The sequence below is a fragment of the Pseudofrankia asymbiotica genome (assembly GCF_001983105.1).
GTDB classification, from domain to species: domain Bacteria; phylum Actinomycetota; class Actinomycetes; order Frankiales; family Frankiaceae; genus Pseudofrankia; species Pseudofrankia asymbiotica.
In genome coordinates this window covers 32455-50720 of the sequence record NZ_MOMC01000066.1, presented here as the reverse complement: position 1 = coordinate 50720, position 18266 = coordinate 32455, and the positions used below count along the sequence as shown (strand labels likewise).

General features: G+C 70.9%; 16 protein-coding genes. 7 read left to right on the top strand and 9 right to left on the bottom strand.

The genetic code is table 11. The features are described from left to right. Positions 1-203 precede the first annotated feature (203 nt). Together BL253_RS29470 and BL253_RS29465 are read left to right on the top strand one after the other, a co-directional pair. Complete coding sequence (locus tag BL253_RS29470; protein WP_076820597.1) at positions 204-1322, top strand: epoxide hydrolase family protein; 1119 nt, start codon at positions 204-206, stop codon at positions 1320-1322. A 275-nt stretch (positions 1323-1597) separates the two neighbouring features. After that, on the top strand, positions 1598-2371 hold the full coding sequence (locus BL253_RS29465) for an isocitrate lyase/PEP mutase family protein (RefSeq protein ID WP_076820569.1): 774 nt from the start codon (positions 1598-1600) through the stop codon (positions 2369-2371). Here BL253_RS29465 and BL253_RS29460 read toward each other — a convergent pair. Further along, complete coding sequence (locus BL253_RS29460) at positions 2326-3372, bottom strand: sigma-70 family RNA polymerase sigma factor (RefSeq protein ID WP_076820568.1); 1047 nt, start codon at positions 3370-3372, stop codon at positions 2326-2328. The genes BL253_RS29465 and BL253_RS29460 overlap by 46 nt on opposite strands. A 129-nt stretch (positions 3373-3501) precedes the next feature. On the opposite strand from BL253_RS29460, the gene BL253_RS29455 reads away from it, so the two are divergent. Continuing rightward, entirely contained in the window at positions 3502-4101 is a 600-nt protein-coding gene (locus BL253_RS29455) for a dihydrofolate reductase family protein (protein ID WP_076820567.1), read from the top strand. Between the two features lie 51 nt (positions 4102-4152). On the opposite strand, the gene BL253_RS29450 is transcribed toward BL253_RS29455, so the two are convergent. The 5 genes from BL253_RS29450 to BL253_RS29430 form a co-directional block, all read right to left on the bottom strand. Continuing rightward, positions 4153-5115 (bottom strand): polysaccharide deacetylase family protein, encoded by a 963-nt coding sequence (locus BL253_RS29450; protein ID WP_241835262.1) that lies wholly within the window; start codon positions 5113-5115, stop codon positions 4153-4155. Between the two features lie 479 nt (positions 5116-5594). Continuing rightward, the gene (locus BL253_RS29445) at positions 5595-7829 is read right to left on the bottom strand and encodes an MFS transporter (protein ID WP_076820566.1); all 2235 of its coding nucleotides are present in this window, start codon (positions 7827-7829) and stop codon (positions 5595-5597) included. Positions 7830-8073: 244 nt separating this feature from the next. Continuing rightward, the gene (locus BL253_RS29440) at positions 8074-9210 is read right to left on the bottom strand and encodes a hypothetical protein (RefSeq protein ID WP_241835261.1); all 1137 of its coding nucleotides are present in this window, start codon (positions 9208-9210) and stop codon (positions 8074-8076) included. Between the two features lie 6 nt (positions 9211-9216). Continuing rightward, positions 9217-9843: a TetR/AcrR family transcriptional regulator gene (locus tag BL253_RS29435; protein ID WP_076820564.1), complete on the bottom strand. Its 627-nt coding sequence runs from the start codon at positions 9841-9843 to the stop codon at positions 9217-9219. After that, entirely contained in the window at positions 9840-11045 is a 1206-nt protein-coding gene (locus tag BL253_RS29430) for an alkane 1-monooxygenase (protein ID WP_076820563.1), read from the bottom strand. Before BL253_RS29430 ends, BL253_RS29435 begins: the two co-directional genes overlap by 4 nt. Before the next feature lie 227 nt (positions 11046-11272). Here BL253_RS29430 and BL253_RS29425 point away from each other — a divergent pair, with 227 nt between their 5' ends. Continuing rightward, complete coding sequence (locus BL253_RS29425; RefSeq protein WP_241835260.1) at positions 11273-11554, top strand: hypothetical protein; 282 nt, start codon at positions 11273-11275, stop codon at positions 11552-11554. 428 nt (positions 11555-11982) lie between these two features. Here BL253_RS29425 and add read toward each other — a convergent pair whose 3' ends face one another. After that, on the bottom strand, positions 11983-13098 hold the full coding sequence (gene add / locus BL253_RS29420; protein ID WP_198946449.1) for an adenosine deaminase: 1116 nt from the start codon (positions 13096-13098) through the stop codon (positions 11983-11985). A gap of 181 nt (positions 13099-13279) precedes the next feature. Beyond that, positions 13280-14164: a lysophospholipid acyltransferase family protein gene (locus BL253_RS29415; protein ID WP_076820562.1), complete on the bottom strand. Its 885-nt coding sequence runs from the start codon at positions 14162-14164 to the stop codon at positions 13280-13282. A 456-nt stretch (positions 14165-14620) separates the two neighbouring features. Between BL253_RS29415 and BL253_RS29410 the strand changes: the two genes are divergently transcribed. The 3 genes from BL253_RS29410 (at position 14621) to BL253_RS29400 (ending at position 17364) form a co-directional block, all read left to right on the top strand. Then, on the top strand, positions 14621-15268 hold the full coding sequence (locus tag BL253_RS29410; protein WP_241835264.1) for a M50 family metallopeptidase: 648 nt from the start codon (positions 14621-14623) through the stop codon (positions 15266-15268). Between the two features lie 45 nt (positions 15269-15313). Further along, positions 15314-16213, top strand: coding sequence for an SOS response-associated peptidase (locus tag BL253_RS29405; RefSeq protein ID WP_076820561.1), 900 nt, complete (start codon positions 15314-15316; stop codon positions 16211-16213). 689 nt (positions 16214-16902) lie between these two features. Further along, positions 16903-17364, top strand: a complete 462-nt coding sequence (locus tag BL253_RS29400) for a hypothetical protein (protein WP_241835259.1) — start codon at positions 16903-16905, stop codon at positions 17362-17364. A gap of 167 nt (positions 17365-17531) precedes the next feature. Here the strand turns inward: BL253_RS29400 and BL253_RS29395 are convergent, their stop codons facing one another. Further along, on the bottom strand, positions 17532-18098 hold the full coding sequence (locus BL253_RS29395; protein ID WP_076820559.1) for a YceI family protein: 567 nt from the start codon (positions 18096-18098) through the stop codon (positions 17532-17534). Between the last annotated feature and the right edge of the window lie 168 nt (positions 18099-18266).

The window sequence follows — 18266 nt, the reverse complement described above, 5'->3', positions numbered from 1 at the left end:
TCCGCCGGCTCCGGCACGCCGGTCGCGGCTGGCCGCGCCCGGCCGGGCCGCGACGCATGGCGCGGGAGTGGTAGGTCTTCGGAGCCGCTCCCGGAGCGGAGGCAAATCGTGACTCGGCCTACCGTTTCCGCTGGTTACAGGCCCGTCCGTCGTCGCTGGCTGTGCGAGACCCGACCTCCGCCGTCTTCGGTAGCATCGCGGGCGTGACAGCGCTGGATCCTTTCCGGGTCGACGTGCCGGCCGCTGTTCTCACCGACCTGGCCGAGCGTCTGCGGCGGACGCGGCTTCCGAATGAGATACCGGGCATCGGCTGGGAGCAGGGCATCCCCCTGGAGGTACTCCAGGGGATCATCCGCTACTGGCTGGATTCCTATGACTGGCGAGTTCACGAAGCCCGCCTGAACCGCTACGAGCAGTTCACCACGACGGTCGAGGGCCAGCGTTTCCACTTCCTGCACATTCGGTCGCGTCACGCGACGGCCGTCCCGTTGTTCCTGACCCACGGCTGGCCTGGTTCCGTGGTCGAGTTCCTCGACGTGATCGACCCGCTTTCCGATCCGGCTGACCCCGCCGACGCGTTCCACCTGGTGGTGCCTTCGCTGCCCGGTTACGGATTCTCCGGTCCGACCACGGAGACGGGCTGGAACCCCAGGCGGATCGCCGCCGCCTTCGGTGAGATCGCCGACCGGCTCGGCTACCAGCGCTACGGCGTCCAGGGCGGGGACTGGGGCGCGATCGTCTCCTACAACATGGCCGAGCTGCGCCCGGAACGCGTCCTTGGCCTGCACGTCAACCTGATGAACGTGCCGCCGCCCAAAGGTGAGGCGGCCGCTCCTCCGACCGCGTGGGCGCGGCGGATGGGACGCGCCGGCGGCGGCTACGACCTGATCCAGGGGACCAGACCGCAGACGATGGGTTACCTGCTCGACGACTCGCCGGCCGGGCTGGCGGCCTGGATCATCGAGAAGTTCTACGAATGGATCGACCGGTCCGACGGCACCATTGCCCTCACCGAGGATCAGATGCTGACCAACGTGATGGTCTACTGGGTGAACCTCACCGGAGCGTCGTCAGCCCGCCTGTACTGGGAGCGACGCCAGGCCCCGGAGACGATGGTGCCGCGACGACCGGTCTCCGTGCCGACCGGAGTGGCCAATTACCCGGGAGAACTGGTCCGATCGCTCCGGCCGCACGCCGAGCGATTCTTCAACATCGTGCACTGGACCGAGCTCCCCCGCGGCGGGCACTTCCCCGCGATGGAGGTGCCGGACATCTTCGTGGATGACGTGCGGGCATTCTTCCGGCCTCTGCGCCAGAGGTAGACCCGAAGCCGAGGCATGAGCTTCGGCGTCTGAACTCGCGATTTCGCCCCCCGGGTGTGGGCAGGGCCCGGCCGGCCGATTCCGTGGCTGCGACGTCTTTCCGCTGAACAACTGGTGCCGAGGGAGCGCCACGCATCCGCCGGGACCGGACGAAGTCGACGAAGCGCCGACGAAGGCCAGCCCGCACGAGGGCGCCGATCCGTTGTGGCCGGTTTCCGAGTCCTACCTGGTAGGCGAGTGGGGTGCTCAGGCACCAAGAGGCCAGGGAGAGTGCCATGGACGAGGTAACGATCAAGAACAACCACCGGCAGGCCGCGGCGCTGAGGGGGCTGCACGTACCGGGACGGCCGCTCGTGGCCCCCAACGCCTGGGACGCGGCCTCGGCGAAGATCATCGACCGTGCTGGTTTCGCGGCCGTGGCGACGAGCAGCGCCGCCGTCGCGGCCTGTCTGGGGTTCGATGACGGCGAGGCGGCCCCTGCCGACGCGATGCTGGAGGCGGCGGCACGGATCGCGCGCGCGGTGACGGTTCCGGTGACGGTGGACTTCGAGCGTGGCTACCAGCTACCGCCAGAGGAGCTGGTCGAGCGGTTCGTGCCGACGGGAGCGGTGGGTCTGAACCTCGAGGATTCCTTTCCGTCGACCGGTTCCATGGTGACGATCGACGAGCAGGTCGAGTTCATCCACGGGATCCGCGCGGCCGCGTCGTCGGTCGGCGCGGACCTGGTGATCAACGCCCGGACTGATTCCTTCCTCCACCACGCCGGGACGCCAGAGGAGCAGTTCACGGCGTCGGTCGAACGCGGCAACCGCTATCTCGAAGCAGGCGCCGACTGCGTGTATCCGCTGGGCGTGGGCGACCCGAAGGCCATCGCCGCGCTCGTGAAGGCGATCGACGGGCCGGTCAACGTCGGGCGTGGCGTAGGGGGACCGCTGACCATCGCGGATCTGGCCGGTCTCGGTGTCGCCCGAGTCACCTTCGGGCCCGGCCCGCAGCGGCACGTCTACTCCTGGTTCGAGACGGAGACCTTGCCGAGCCTGCGGGCGTGATCGACGAGAGGAGAAACGCGCTGGAGTTCCGCATCTGACGGGACGTGCGGGAGCCCGAGCAGGTCGAAGACCGTCGGGTCGGCGAACGTCACGCAGTGTCGGATCAGGCCGCCCGTCACCGTGAACACCTGGAGTGAGTGCGCCCGGACCCCGCCGCGGGCCGGGTCCGGGGCGTATGCCGCCAGAGCCGGGCTTCCGTTGGCCCGCACGGGAAGCAGGCGCCAACCGGGCCCTCGCATGGCGAAGACCCGGTCCATGAACTCGCGGTAATGCGCCCGGCCGGCCAGCCAGAGCGGCACTGGCGGCATCTCCAGCACCACGTCGTCGGCGAGCAACCGGGTCAGGCCGGGCACGTCCGCCGCCTCGAACGCCGCCAGGTAACGCTCGATCACGGCCCGCTCGGCGGGCTCGGCCGGTTCGCGCAGCCCTTCGAGCGACAGCCCGGCATCCCGCAGCGTGGCCCGGGCTCGCTGCAGGCCGCTGTTCACCGAAGCCACGCTGCTGCCCAGCGCCCGCGCCACCTCGGCGGCCGGCAGCTGGAGCACCTCGCGCAGAACGAGCGCCGCGCGCTGCCGCGCGGGCAGCAGTTGCAGCGCCGCGACGAAGGCCAGCCGCAGCCCGACGCGCTGCTGCGCGGCATCCGCGGGATCACCGAGCCGGGTGTCGGGGAAGGGCTGCAGCCACGGAATGTCCGGGCTCGGTACCAGCGGCGCGTGCGGGTCGTCGCCGGCTGGCCCCAGCCCGCTTGGCAGCGGTCGGCGGGCGCGCCCCTCCAACGCGGTCAGGCAGGCGTTCGTGGCGATCCGGTGCAGCCAGGTGCGCAGGGACGCGCGCTGCGGGTCATACCGGTCAGCGGCTCGCCAGGCTCGCAGCAGCGTCTCCTGGACCAGGTCCTCGGCCTCATCGAAGGAGCCGAGCATGCGATAGCAGTGCGCGAGCAGTTCACCGCGGTAGGCCTCGTGACCCTCGTCGCGGCTGGGCGCCGTCGTCGGCTCGGACACGCGGCGAGCCTACGCCCCGCTCACGGCCGGATTTTCCCGCGCTGAGCGGCGATGAGTTCGCCGCCCGGGCTCGGTATGTGTCGGGTGAGGGTGGCCGGACGAGAGCCGCCACCGCAGGAGGGATCCGCGATGAGCGACGTCATCGTCATCCAGTTCGTCACCCTGGACGGCGTGGTCTCCGACCCCGATGGGCGCTGGGGGACGGGCCACGGCGGCTGGGCCTTCCGGCACGGCTCGGGACCGGTCGACGGCGACAAGTTCCGCCTCGGGGCGCGGATGGAGCAGGGAGTGCAGCTCTACGGTCGGCGGACCTGGGAGCATTTCGCCCAGCTCTGGCCGGCCCGCGCCGGGGACTTCGCCGGGCTGATGAACGCCGTACCGAAGCGCGTCGCCACCCGGGCCGGCATCGACGCGAGTGCCTGGTCGAACTCGGCGGCCATCGATGGCGACCCGGTGGCCTGGGTCGCCGCCGAGCGTGCGCGGCGCGACGTCGTCGTGATCGGCAGCCTGAGCCTGGTACACGCGCTGGCCGCGGCCGACCTGATCGACGAGTACCGACTGATCACCTTTCCGACGGTCGTCGGAGCGGGCGACCGGCTGTTCGCCACGGGCACCCCCGCCGACTACAGCTTCACCGTGTCCGAACCCGCGGACGCGGCCGCACTGACCGCGCTCACGGTCCTGCGCCGCGACCGCGGGGAGCGCGACCGCGGGGAGAAGGCCAGCTGAGCGCCTCGCCGGCGGGCCTGGCGGGGCAAGCGGCCGGATCGTGGCCGGCTGTCACAGCGTCACGAACGTGTAGCCCTTGCTCTTCAGCTGGGGCAGCGCCGTCCGCAGGGCCTGCACCGTCTGCGAGCGGTCCGTGCCGGCGTTGTCCGGCCGGTCCCCGTCCCCGTCATGGCAGAGCAGGATGTCTCCGGGCTTCGCCGCCAGAAGGCTGTCGACGATCTTCTGCGTACCGGGGCGCGACCAGTCTCTGGGGTCGACATTCCAGGCGATCGGGGCCAGCCCTTGTTTGGCCGCCGCTTCGAAGACGGTCGGCGACCAGTCGCCGCCCGGCGCGCGGAACAGGTGCGGCGCGGTGCCCGCGGCGCTCGTGATCGCGGACTGGGCCCGGCTGATCTGCTGCTGGACCTCGGCCGCGGGCCGGTGAGCGAACGGCTGCGGATGCGTCATGCTGTGGTTACAGATCGCGTGACCAGCGGCGACGATCTGCCGGACGAGATCCGGGTGGGCCTGCGCCTGCCTCCCGACGAGGCAGAAGGTCGCGTGCACGTTGTACTGCCGGAGCAGCGCGAGCACTCGCGGCGTCCAGGTGGGGTCCGGTCCGTCGTCGATGGTCAGCGCGACCGCGTTCGCCGGGGCGTTCGGAAGAATCTGATGCACGGTGTAGGCGGGCTGTTGCCGTACGGATAACGACGTCGTCCGCTGCGTCGGTACCGGCGCCGCTGTCGGCGTCGGCGTCGGCGCCGTCGTCGCTGTCGATGTGGGCACCGCCGTCGCTGTGCCGGCCGCCAGGGCGGGCTGAGCGGACTCGACCAGGCCCGCCGACGCCAGCCCGACGGCCCCCGCCACGATCCAGGGCATGAGCCGAGATCGGACGCCGCGCCTGGTGCCGTCCCGCGCGGCCTTCGGCGACCGGTCACGCACGTGTTCGACCCGGCGGGCCTCGCCCGTCCGATCGCCGGCGGGCCGCGCGCCTCCGGACCCGTCATGCAGGGTGCTCTTGGCGGGGATCGACAAGAGAAATGCTTTCCCGCGACACCTACGGAACCCGGAAACCGGGCGAATGAAACCACGGCCGGCTGGCCGGCCACGCTACGATTGGAATGCCATTTCGCACCCGCCCGGCGACCCTCGCGGGTTCTCCGTCTCTGCCCCACGAACAGATTAGATGACATTGACCGGAACCGTGGGCAGAATTCGGCGTCGGTCCGGCGTGCGCGCCCGGCGGGTTTCTGCTCCCGGCCGGACTGACTGCAACGTTAGACAGGATCCCGGGCACGGGACAATTCCCGGCGTCACCAAACGCGAGCACGATCGCTGACCCTGTGCATTTCCCGTTGGCCCGTAAGGAAGCTGGCGTCTGGCCTGTGACCATCGTCACGCGCCTCGGCGGAAAATGAAATGTCTTTTTAGTTCACGACATATGCGATTCCTGGTCGCGGATCACCTGGACCTGGGGGTCGGAACTGGCCTGGACCGGCCACGTCGCGGATGAGTCACGGTTCGACGGGCGTCTCCGCGGCGGCGGAGGTGTCCGCGCTGGTGGCGGCATGTGGGACGGCGGTGTGTGGGACGGCGGCGTCTGGGCTGGCGGTGGCGGGGGCGTTGAGGCGGGCCAGCTCGGCGTCGACCAGCGCCTGGTGCTCCTGCTCCTGGCGTCGGGCGGTGCTGGGGCGCCACGGCCCGGCCATCAGGAAGATGAGCGGGATGAACACCAGCTCGCCCGCGACGGCGATCCAGAAGTAGGTCTGCCACTGACCGGGGGAGTCGGCCGCGGCCTTCTGTACCTTCGCCCCGTTCTTGTCCAGGTACATCAGCACCGCCTGGACCTTCGGGTTCTGCAGCGGGGTGCCGTACTTGTCGAGATAGCCGAGGTCCGCCGCGGGCACGGCGGCGAGCGCGGTGAGCTGGTCGGCCGCCGCCTGTACGGGGGCACCGTTGGCATCCATGAAGAGCAGATCGGGCAGCGGCACCGCGCGCAGGTCCGTGAGCCTCTGGCGGGCCACATCCGGGGCGACGCCGAGTTTCGCTGCGATCTCGCCTTCGGCCGTGGCCGTCGCCGCCGTGTCCGCGGGGTTCGTCAGGACCGTGACGATCGTCTGGTCGTCGATCGTTTCCGCCGTGGCGAGCTCCGCTCCGTAGCGGCCGCTGAGATCGATGACCCGGGCGACGTCGGCGGCCGGCTTGCCGGATATCTCGCTGAGTGCCGCGGCCTGCGTCGCCGTGTTCGCCGGGTCCTTGGACAGGGCGCTCTGGGTGGCCGGGGTCAGCTTCGCGGCCGTGGCGAGCTGCGTCTCGTACCTGGCCGCGAGGGTCTGGACCTTGTCGACGATGGTCGGGTCCGCCGCGACGGCCTTGACGACGGCGTTCTGCATGGCGTCGAGCGTCGGGTCCTGCCCGCTCGCCGCGGCCTRCACGGTGGGGCCGTCCTGGACCAGCGGCGTGACGGTGGTGACGATGTAGGGGAGCAGGAAGGTCGAGACGGTGACGACGGCGCGGATCGTCAGCCCCCACAGCGCCAGCCCGGTGGCGGTGAGGGCGGGATTGCGCCRCTCGACGGTTTCGGTGAAGCTCGCCATCCACGGCGCGAACGCGAGGCCGAGTGAGATCGCGAGCGGGACGAGGATCCCGACGAACGTGTAGTAGCTCGTGTCGGCGTGACTGGTGCGGCCGATCAGCAGCAGTGTGCAGACGATCGCGCCGACCGCGCCGACGACCATGAACGGCTTGCGGACCCGCAGCCGGTCGGACACCYAGCCGATCAGGATCAGCGCCGCCGCCTCGCAGCCCCACATCCAGTTGCCGAGCGCGTTGGCCTGCGAGGTGCTGAACCCGAACAGGGTCTGGAAGAAGATTGGGAAGAAGCCGACGGCGACGAAGTAGATGAACAGGAACAGGCTGATGGCGAGGGCCGAGCCGACGATGTCGAGGTGCAGCATCTGGCGCCACGGCCGGCGCAGCGCCGCCTCGAGGTCGGCGGCGTCGAGGCCCCGCGCCCTGGCCTCGACCAGGGCGCGGTCGTGTTCGCTCACCATTACCTGGTCCCGCAGCCGCGGCGAGAGCTCGCGCAGGAAAAGCAGGGCGACGAGGAACACGCCGAGCCCGGCGAAGCCGGCGATCACGTACTGGTCCCGCCAGTCGGTGAGGTGATCGGCGGTGTTGCTCACCACGACGCTGACGACCAGGCTGCCGGCCACGGGGCCGATCGTCCAGAAGCCCATCGCGGACGCCCGGCCCACCTGCGGGCTGAAATCACGGATCAAAGCCGGTGTCGCGACGAGCACGGTGCCCTCGATCGCGCCGAGCAGCGAGTAGAGAACGCCGACGCTCCAGCCCGACTCGACGTTCGGAAAGCCGAACAGGCAGATGAGCGCGCAKAGCAGCACGCCGACGGTCACGATGTTCGCCCGGCCGTATCGGTCGCACACGCCGCCGGCGAGCGATGCCAGGGCGCTGGCGAGCGCGGACACCACGTTGATGTTGACGAAGAACAGGAACGAGATGCCGGTGCTGGTCAGTACCTGCTCGCTGACGCCGCTGATCAGGTAGTACTGGTAGTAGAACAAGATCGTCGTCAGGACGACGATCGACAGAGCCGCCAGCCGCGGCCCGAGCGCGGGGTAATGCACCAGTTCCCGCCGCCACAGCCGGCTGACCCCGAGCCCGGTCCTGTCGCCGGTCCCGCCGGGCGGGAGGTCTCGCGGAGAAGCGCTGGTGGCGGTTGCACTCATGGCGGGTCCTGTCGCTGACGTGGCGTCAGATCCGGCGATCGACGGCGTGTGCGCAGGTTAGGGGGAGTGACGCCCGCTTTCAAGCCATTCGCCCCACTCCGAGGCGCCATTCGGCGCAGCTCTGACGATGCGCACCCGTCCGGATCGGTGCTTCACATCGCCGGCACGCGTGGCGTCCGTGACGCGGAGCCCTAGCGTTGCCGCTGCAGCCAGGCCACTCGTTCCGCGCCGTCGGGCGACTGCGTCAACGGGAGTTCGACGCGCGCACGGCCATATCTGACTGGGGCTGGAGGACGTCGTCGATGGTGGTGGCGGTGACGGCGCGGCGTAGCCAGGTGTCGAGCTGGTCGAGGTCGGTGCACGCGAGGATTCGCTCGCGGGCGGCGTCGGGAACCGTGACGCGGCGAGCATCCAGCACCGTCAGCACCGAGCGCACCTCGCCCTCGGCCCGGCCCGCGGCCTCGCCCTCGGCGCGTGCTCGGGCGTCAAGCTGGCGGTAGAAGTCGCTGTAGTACCTGTGCCCGACGGCGCTTTTCATGTAGGCCTCCCATCTGATCCGAACCGCCTGGGGCAGCCCGGCCATCAATATGTCATCGTACGAGGCCGCCGCCTCGTGGTCGGCCGTTCGCAACACCTCCGCGAGCGCGGGGAAGTGGTCGTCGATGTTGGCATCGTGGCTGTGGCAGATCGCGGAGAACACCGCGTGTGCGGGGTTCGCGCGAGCCTGGTCGACGTCGAGGATCCGAGGCACGTCCGGTGGCGAGAAGATGAGCGGTTCTTGCGGCGAGTAGCGGTCGCGAGGTTCATACAACCGCTGATAACGCCGAGCCACGGTGGGGTCGGGGCAATAGACCAGGAGAAGTGTCCTGACCCGCAGACGCACGGCCATGTGTGCCACGTAGAGCATCCATGTCCACTGCTTGCGAGAATCCCAGCCACGCTGAACCTCCAGCACGACACCCAGCACCGGCAGGCCATCGGCATCCTTGAACAGCAGTGCCCCGTCGGCATGGTAGGTGCGGGGAGCAAGCATCCGCATGTCGGTGCTCGGCTCCGTGACCTCGTGAAAGCTCGGGGCCTTGACCCGAAAGATTTCCGACAGCAGGTCGAGCACCACGTTCGGGGCAAGCATGGCCAGCTCGATCGACGCCTCGTGTTCTCCGCTCGGCATGGCGCCTACCATAATCAAGTAGGTCAGGATACGGCAAATCGGCGTGGAAAATGGTAACTCGGAAAGGTCATCAAAATAAAGCGAGCGCTCGCCGAGCGCTTTAGTCAATGATTCAGCCCGTCGAGCCCAGGTTAAAACCGTTGGCCGGCTCAAGGGTTCAATGCCGACGTCGACGCCAGGAAGACGCTCGTAGCGAGCGATCAACCGCACTGGCTGTCATTGGGCGGGCGTCGCGGCCGGCCGGTGGGCGGTGTTGGTGGCGGCGAGGACGAAAGGGCCGAGGATGCGGGCGACGGACTGGCCGGTGAGCTCGGGCGCGCCGCCCGGGAGGGTCAGGTAGCTCATCGCCAGGCGGACCACACAGTCGGCGACGAGCTGGCCGTCGGCCGGCTCCCCGTCCGGCCACGCCCGGTGGAAGCAGGTCACCAACTGCTCGCGGGCGGCGCCCAGCAGCGGCGGGCCGTGCTGGGCCAGCAGGCCGGCGAGCCCGTCCGCGCCGGTCATCATCGACTTCACCAGCGTGTCCTCGGCGACAGCCGCCAGGAACACCTCGAAGGCGGCGGCGACGGCGGCCTGCGCGTCGTCGGCATGGCTGACGACGGCATCGCCGACGGCGTCGAGGAAGCGGCCGGTCTCGCGCAGCAGCAGCGCCCGCACCAGAGCGTCTCGCGAGCCGAAGTGCTGGTAGAGCGTCTGGCGGCTGACGCCGGCGAGGCGCGCGACGTCGGCCATCCGCGCCTGGCGTGCGCCCTGCTCGCGCAGGATCTCGGCGGCCGCGTCGAGCAGGGCCTCGCGCAGCCGGTCGCGGGTCGCGTCCGCGAACCGCGGGCTCTCGCCCGTCATGCGGTCGAGGCCGGCTCGGTCGAGGCTGACTCGTCGGCGTTGCGCGCGTGGCGGGTGAGCAGATCGGCGCGGCGGCGCGGCGCGAGGTTGGCCAGCGTGACGTCGCCGCGGTAGTGGGCGAGCACGCGGCGGTCCATGGTCCGGCGCCACAGCGGCGGTACCAGCGCGAGGAGGATCATCGTCGAGTATCCGGATGGCAGTTGCGGTGAGCCGTCGAACGAGCGCAGTGCCTGGTAACGGCGGGTCGGGTTGGCGTGATGGTCGCTGTGGCGCTGGAGCTGGTAGAGCGCCAGGTTGGAGACGACCGCGTCGCTGTTCCAGCTGTGCCGCGGGTCGACCTTCTCGTAGCGGCCGGCGGCGGTGCGCTGCCGGGCCAGGCCGTAGTGCTCGATGTAGTTCACGACCTCCAGGAACGAGAAGCCGACAACGGCCTGGAGCGCGAGGAACACCAGCGCCTCCGGCCCGAACGCCGCCGCCAGCGCCGCGAACAGGACGGCCGTGAGCGCCCATGAGTGCAGTACCTCGTTGCGGGCCGACCAGATCCGGCGTCCCCGCAGCCGCAACCGGTGCGCCTCCAGCTGCCAGGCCGATCGCGCGCTGCCAGCGACGGTCCGCGGCCAGAATCGCCAGAATCCCTCACCAAGGCGGGCACTGGCGGGATCCTCGGGCGTCGCCACCCGGACGTGGTGGCCGCGGTTGTGCTCGACGTAGAAGTGGCCGTAGGCCGTCGGCGCCAGCATCAGCTTCGACAGCCAGCGTTCGACGCGCTCCCGCTTGTGCCCCAGCTCGTGGGCCGCGTTGATCCCGACGCCGGAGACCGTGCCTACCGACAGCACGAGCCCGGCCCGGCCTATCGGCCCGATCTCGCCGGCGGCCCACGCCTGACAACCCAGGGCGAGGCAGACGCCGGTGAGCGGGAGGTAGAGGAACGTCGCCCAGCGGTAGTAACGGTCGGCCTGCAGGCGGTCGCCGATTCCGGCGGGCGGATTGGTGGGATCGACCGGGGTCGTGCCGTCGAGCAGAGGAAGCAGGACGAAGACGAAGAGCGGCGTGATCCACCACGGGATGTCGCTGCCGGTCCGGTGCCACAGGCCGTAGCCCACGATCGGCAGCACGGGCGGCACCAGGCCGGTCAGCCACAGGTACCGGCGGCTGTCACGCCAGACGACGCCACCGGGGGCGGCCAGGACGGGAGCCGACATCGCGGACCTCCAGGGACAGGCGCGGGACAACCAGGCGCGGCGGGCTGAGGCGCCTGGCCAGAAGGGCGCCGGCCGGGCCGCCGAGGGCTGCCGCTAGACACAGACTGTTTCACATGTCATAAAAGCTGACAAGATTCGCGATTGATGTAAGGCCCCGCTTGGGCAGTCCCGTCCGGACGGGCGAGATCGGTCCTGCTCGGGCGGCCAACTTCGGTGAAGGACAGCGGATGGACGACAGGACCGGCGCGCCCGTGAGTCCGGGTGCTGGTGGGAGCGCCGCGGCTGGTGCCGCCGGGTTGCCCGGCGCGCCGCCCTGGTACGGGGCCGTCACGATCGGGCTGTTCTACGCCGCGGCCGCGGTGCTGATCACATACACCCTCGTGCCGTTGCCCGGCCAGCGCGCGTTCGGTGCCGGCAACTACTGGCTCGCCGGGGCGATCTTCATCGCCCATCTGGCCGTCAGCCGAATCTTCCGGCTCCGGATGATCCGCGCCGCTCGCGGCGGCTGACGAACGTGCCGCGCCACCGCCGGCCATCGACCCGTAACACGGACTGCCAATCCCGTAACCGGGCCGTCCGAGGGATGCTCGGGCGGCCCGGCCCCGTCCTGAGAGGCCCGGCGGGTATCCAGCGCGATGGCCGCGCGTCCGCGCCTGGTCGGCCTGCGCCAGAGAGTAACCCGTCGGGAGCGCTGGCGGATCCGTGCTGTCCCTTAGTTCCGACACGAGTAGTTCCGACGCGCGGAGGTTCTGATACGCGTCAACCGGCGACCGCCACGTTCAGCCGGCTGGCATGATCGCCGGTTGAGACCTCCGGTGGTCACGGAACGGCGACGACGCCACGATCCTCACAACCCCCAGAAGCCTGGGTGTTGCGAGCACCGCCAGAAGACGCCCAACCGCCAGCGGGCTGAACCGGCGATCATGACTGCGACGCGTCAGCGCGCGGTGAGCGCGTCGACGACGGCGCGCTGCTCGGCGACCAGGGCCTCCTTGCGGTCCTCGTCGAGGAACGAGTGGCGGACGCCCRCCGCGGCGAGCCCGGCGACGGCCGCGCGGGACAGGCCCAGGTCGCGCAGCGCGTGCAGGTACTCCTCGCGCAGGGTCGTGCCGAACATCGGCGGGTCGTCGCTGTTCAGCGTGACCGGCAGCCCCTCGGCGATCAGCCTGGGCAGCGGGTGGCTCGGGTAGTCGGCGACGACGCCGGTGCACAGGTTGGACGTCGGCGAGACGTCGAGCGGGATGCGGTCGGCGCGCAGCCGCGCGACCAGCGCGGAGTCCTCCAACGACCGGATGCCGTGACCGATCCGGTCGGCACCCAGGTACTCGACGCTGTCCCAGATCGTGCGGGCACCGGTCGTCTCGCCGGCGTGCGGGATGCTGCGCAGGCCGGCCGCCCGCGCCGCCGCGAACGCCTTGGCGAACTGCGGCCGGGGAACGCCCGCCTCGGCGCCGCCGACGCCGAGGCCGATGACGCTGTCACCGCCGTGGTCGATCGCGTACCCGACGGTGAGGTCGGCGACCTCGAGGATGTCGACGTCGGGCAGGCCGCCGGGGATGTCGGCCATCCAGCGGATCTCGATGCCGGTCGCCGCCCGCGCCTCGGCCCGGCCGCGGTTGATGCCGGCGAACACGTCCTCGATCGGGACGCCGCGCATCGTGTGGATGTACGGGGTGAAGTAGATCTCCGCGTAGCGGACGTTCTGCGCGGCGAGGTTGAGGGCGGTCTCGCGGGCGAGCAGCGCGAAGTCGTCCTCGTCGCGCAGCACCCGCACCGCCGTCCGGTAGACGCGCAGGAAGTGGTTGAAGTCCTTGAAGGCGTACCACTCGCGCAGCGTCTCTTCGGAGGTCGGGATGTCCTCGACCTGGTGGCGGCGGGCGAGCGCGAGCACCGTGCCGGGCAGCATCGAGCCCTCGAGATGGACATGCAGCTCGACCTTGGGCAGCGCGTCGACGAACTCCTCGTCGCTGACCGCGCCGCCCGCCGCGGCGCTGTCCCTGACCGCCCTGTCCCTGATCGTGCTGCTGTCGGCGACGTCCGGGTGCGACACCATCAACAACTCTCCGGGTTCTCGGCCGCGCGCGGCGCGGCATCGCGGGAGCCAGCCTCGCCGAGGCCGCCCGGATGGCGGCGAGCGAGGTACGGTCCGTCGTCGTCGACGGGGCGTCGAAGCCTGGCGATTCGGACGATCCGCCGCGCGGCCGGCTCCCGTCAAACAGCCTGACAGAAAGCCGTCAGACCGCCGGGGGCGCCGGCTGCCCGGCCGGTGCCGTCGCCGTGCCCTCGCCGGCCGTCGGCGCCTGTTCCGGTGGCACCCGTTCCACCAGCGTCTTCTCCCGCGGGGCCTGGCCGGGCAGTGGGTGAGCGGTGGGCGCCCCGGCGGGTGCGTCGCCGGGACGGGCGGCGGCGGCGTCCGGGCGTGGTGGCGCGGAACCGCCCAGGTGGGCCGGCTGCCACCAGTCAGGCTCGCCGGGCGCGGGCGGCGGGTAGCGGCGCTGGTCCTCGTCGAGCAGCTTGCTCATCGCGTCGAACAGCAGGGCGGTGCCCGCCGCCGGGTCCGCGAGCTCCGCCGGCGGGATCGGGGCGCCGACCGTGAGCGAGACCGGAGTGTGCCGTGCCTTGCGCAGGTTGCGCGGCTGGCCCTTGGTCATGATCCGCTGGCTGCCCCAGATGACCAGCGGGATCACCGGGACGTCGGCCTCGCTGGCCATCCGCGCCGCGCCGGACTTGAACGGAGCCAGGCGGTAGTGCGGGTGAATCGTCGCCTCGGGGAACACGCCGACCAGCTCGCCGGCGCGCAGCGCGTCGATCGCCACCTTCAGCGACCCGGCACCGGCGGCCCGGTCGACCGGGATGTGGTGCATGCCGCGCATCAGCGGGCCGGTCACCTTGCTCTCGAAGGTCGACTTCTTCGCCATGAACCGGACCATGCGCTTGCGCTCGTGCCAGAACGGCACGCCCGCGAGCGCGAAGTCCAGGTAGGAGATGTGGTTGATGAGCACCACGGCGCCGCCGGTCGCCGGGATGTTCTCCTTGCCGCGCACGTCGAGCTTCAGGTCGAGTGCCCGGAACAGCCCGAGCGCGACGCTGATGACCGGCCGGTACACGTACTCCGCCACCTGTGGCCTCCGTCCTGTCCARTCGTCCGCCCGGAGCGCGCCGGCTCGCCCAGCGCCAGCCGGGCGGGCGTGGCTTCGGCGACCTTCCGAGGCCAGGCCAAGCGAGGCCACGTCAGGCCGCGAGCCGGGGCGTGCCCGCGTGCCCGCGTGCCGCTTCGGCGTAGGCCACCGCGGCCGTCGCCGGCCGGCCAACATTACCGCCACCGGCGGACACTCTCGGCCCACGCCGGCCGGGCGACGGCGGCCGGGTGCCGCTTCTCCGCGGAAACCGGTATGAACGGGCGGTAGGGGAATACGGCCGACGGCCGTGTGATCACCGCGATGGCTCGTCATCGGGACGGCCGCCGCGGTGACACCGCCACGCTGTCGCCGGTCCCGAGACACCCCATCGAGGAGACGGCCCTGTCCGACCTGCTGCACCGGGCGCTCGTCGTCCAGCCGGCGCCGAGCCGCGCGGTGCTCGCCGCCGCCGGCCTGCTCGCCCTGCTGGCCGTCGCCAGCAACCGCTCCTGGCCCATCGCCCGGCACGTCATCACGATCGTCCATGAGGCCGGGCACGCCATCGTCGCGCTGTGCGCCGGGCGCCGCCTGGCCGGGATCCGGCTGCACTCGGACACCTCCGGGGTGACGATCTCCTCGGGCCGGCCTACCGGGCCCGGGGTGATCTGCACGGTCGTCGCCGGCTACCCGGCGCCGGCGCTGCTCGGCCTCGGCGCGGCGGCACTGGTGTCGACCGGGCGCACCGCGCTGCTGCTGCAGCTGTTCGTGGTGCTGCTGGTCGGCGTGCTGGTGGTGATCCGCAACGGGTTCGGCCTGCTGTCGGTGGTGGTGAGCATCCTGGTCGTGCTCGCCGTCTCGATCGTCGCCCCGGACGCGCTGCGAGGTGGGTTCGCCGCCTGCGTGACCTGGTTCCTGCTGATCGGCGGCGTGCGGCCCGTGTACGAGGTGTCACGGTCCCGCCGCCGACGGCACGGCGGCGGCTCCGACCCCGACCAGCTCGCCCGCCTCACCGGCATGCCCGCGGGCCTGTGGATCGCCGTCTTCGCCGTGTCCAGCCTTGCCTGCCTGGCCGGCGGTACCGCGCTGCTCGCCGGCGTCTGGTAGCGGCGCGCGCTCCGAATCGTCGTAGGGCGGTTCTAGGCTGAGCACATGTGCGGCCGGTACACCCAGACGCTGAGCGCGGACGACCTCGCCGACGCGATGTCGGCCCGTGACGACACCGGCGGCGAGGTGCGCGAGCGCTACAACGTCGCCCCGACCACCACCCAGCCGATCGTGACAGCCGAGCGCCCGAAGCCGTCGCCGGAGGACTCCTCCGGCGACGCCGACGGCTCCTCCGAGCCTCCCGCCGCGAGCGCCCGCGTGCTGCGGCTGGCCCGTTGGGGGCTGGTGCCGTCGTGGGCGAAGGACGTCTCCATCGGCTCGCGAATGATCAACGCGCGGTCGGAGACGATCGCCGAGAAGCCGGTGTTCCGCAAGCCGTTCGCCGCGCGGCGCTGCCTGGTCCCCGTGACCGGCTTCTACGAGTGGCACCGGCCCGAGAAGAAGAAGCGCGGCCAGCCGTACTACATCCACCGAGGTCAGCACCCGGGCATCGGCCCGGCCGGCCCGCTGCTCGCCTTCGCCGGCCTGTATGAGGTGTGGCGCGGTGGTGACGAGCCACTGACCACCTACACGATCCTCACCACCGGCCCGGCCGTCGGCCTGGAGTTCCTGCACGACCGCTCCCCGGTCGTCCTGCCGGCCGCGGCCTGGGACCGCTGGCTCGACCCGAGCTACGCCGACGCCGACGCCCTGCGCGCGCTGCTCGTCCCAGCGCCGGCGGGCGTGTTCGAGCTCCACCCCGTCGACGCCGCCGTCGGCGACGTCCGTAACCAGGGCCCCACCCTGGTCGAACGCATCGAGCTCCCGCCGGGCGTCCCCGATCCCCGGGAGACCGCTCCCGCCTCCGCCCCGGTGGCGGGCGAGCCCATCGATCTCTTCACCGCCCCCGACCTCTCGTCCCCGACGGCGGCCGAGGCTCCTGTCGATCTGTCCGGCCACGTCTGACGGGCGACCGGCTGAGCGTTGGCCGGCGCCGTTGGTCAGCGCCGCTGRCTGGCGCCGTTTGGTCAGCGCCGCTGGCTGGTGGTGCCGTGGGGAGCTCGCCGGGGGCCTTGTCGGGCCGGCCACCTCGACACGGTGGCGGCCGGCGCGCTTGGCGCGGTAGCGGGCGGCGTCGGCACGCTCGACGAGGTCCGCCGGACGGTTGCCCGGGCCGGGGATGACCGCCGCTACTGCCCCGGGGAGCGGTAATCCGAAACGATTGATCACACATGGTGATGTCTGCCGTGGCGACGACGGGGTTGTCCCGACGGCCGTCCACCTCGACGCTGGCGGTTCATGGGCCCGCGTGGTTGTCCGTCGAGGATGCGATGCTTTAATCCGGTCGGCGGAAAAGAGTGTGCTGACCTGGTATGTCCTGGTCGTCGGAGTCGTGCGCCGGCCCCATCCGGGGCCCGCGGTACGGGCGGCCTTTCGGGTGAGCGCGGTCGAGAAATTTGACTGAAAAGGCGCGCATCTCGCGCGACCGAACGGGGGATTCGATGGGGACTGGAAAGTCGGTTTTTCGGCCGATAATGGCAAGTGTCGGCCTAGGGCTGATGTTCCTGGTCACCGCGTGCGGCGGGACCAGTTCCGACACTTCTGCCACGGCCGCGTCAGCCACATCGGCATCGCCTACCGATCAGCCAACCGACGTGCCCGTCCCGGTACGCACCGAGCCGCTTCCCGACATGTTCAACAATCTGCACACGGACCTGGGTGTCAGCCCCATGCCCGCGACCCTGGCGGCATCTGTGTCGGCGTCGGCCGGCGGCGAATCGTTGGACGGGACGATCATTCCCGAGAACTTTCCGTTCCCCGCGGGAGCGACCTGGGATCTGTCCTCCGACAAGCGCACCGACGCGACCCTCGTCGTCAGGGGCGTGACTCCGGCCGCGGCCGTGGAGTACTACCGGCAGGCGATGCCCACCGCCGGCTACGCGTTCTTCCAGCAGTCCATCTCCCAGGACAGGACGAAGATCACCTATACCGGGCACAGTCAGAGCGTCGAGGTCGTCGCGGACACGAGCGTCTTGATCATCTTTACGCAGTGCACCAGTGCCGTGCAGGGAGAGGCTGTTCCGAGCCGGCGCAGCGACCGGGTGGCATGTGCGTGACGAAGCTCCTGTCGGAGGCCCGCGAGGGCCCATGACCTGGTGGGCTCGTCCGCATCGCGGCTGTGCCGCTGGGCGGCGAGCCCACCAGATCATGGGCCGACGGCGAGGTTGCGTCGCGGGGGCCGTGGCAGGCGGGCCTGCGACGGGTGGTGAGTCGTCCGGGTGGGTCAGGCCTGCTTGATGGCGGAGATGTCGAGCTGGATCTTGACCTTGTCGCTGACGAGGACGCCGCCGGTCTCCAGGACGGCGTTCCACGTCAGGCCGAAGTCCTTGCGGCTGATGGTGGTGGTGCCGGTGAACCCGGCGCGGGTGTTGCCGAACGGGTCCAGCGAGCTGCCCTCGAGCTCCATCGCCAGCTCGACCGGCTTGGTGACGCCCTTGATGGTCAGGTCGCCGCGCAACGTGTACTCGTCGCCGTCCTGGCTGACGCCGGTGCTGRCGAAGGTAAGCGTCGGGAAGTTCTCGACGTCGAGGAAGTCGGCCGAGCGGACGTGGCCGTCACGGTCCGGAACGCCGGTGTCGAAGCTGGCCGTCTGGATCGTCACGTTGGCGGCCGACTTGGCCGGAGCGGAGCCGTCCAGCTGAAGGGTGCCCTCGAACTGGTTGAAGTAGCCACGTACTGTCGTGACCATCGCGTGCTTGGCCGAGAAGCCGATGCGCGAGTGCGCGGCGTCGACGGCCCAGGTGCCGGTCAGCGCGGACAGGTCGGTCGTGGTGACGGTGGCTTCGGACATGTGGTCCTCCCGGTAACGCGGATCTCCACCGCCGCCGGTGGCGGTGGACGTCTCGACTGGCGCTGGTTGCCGCCGATCGTTGCCTGAGCAACTATATAGAGCGACCTGCGTATTCCCCCCGCCGCTCCGCGTCCGGATGGTGTGCCGCTCGTCCCAGCCGTCCTCGCC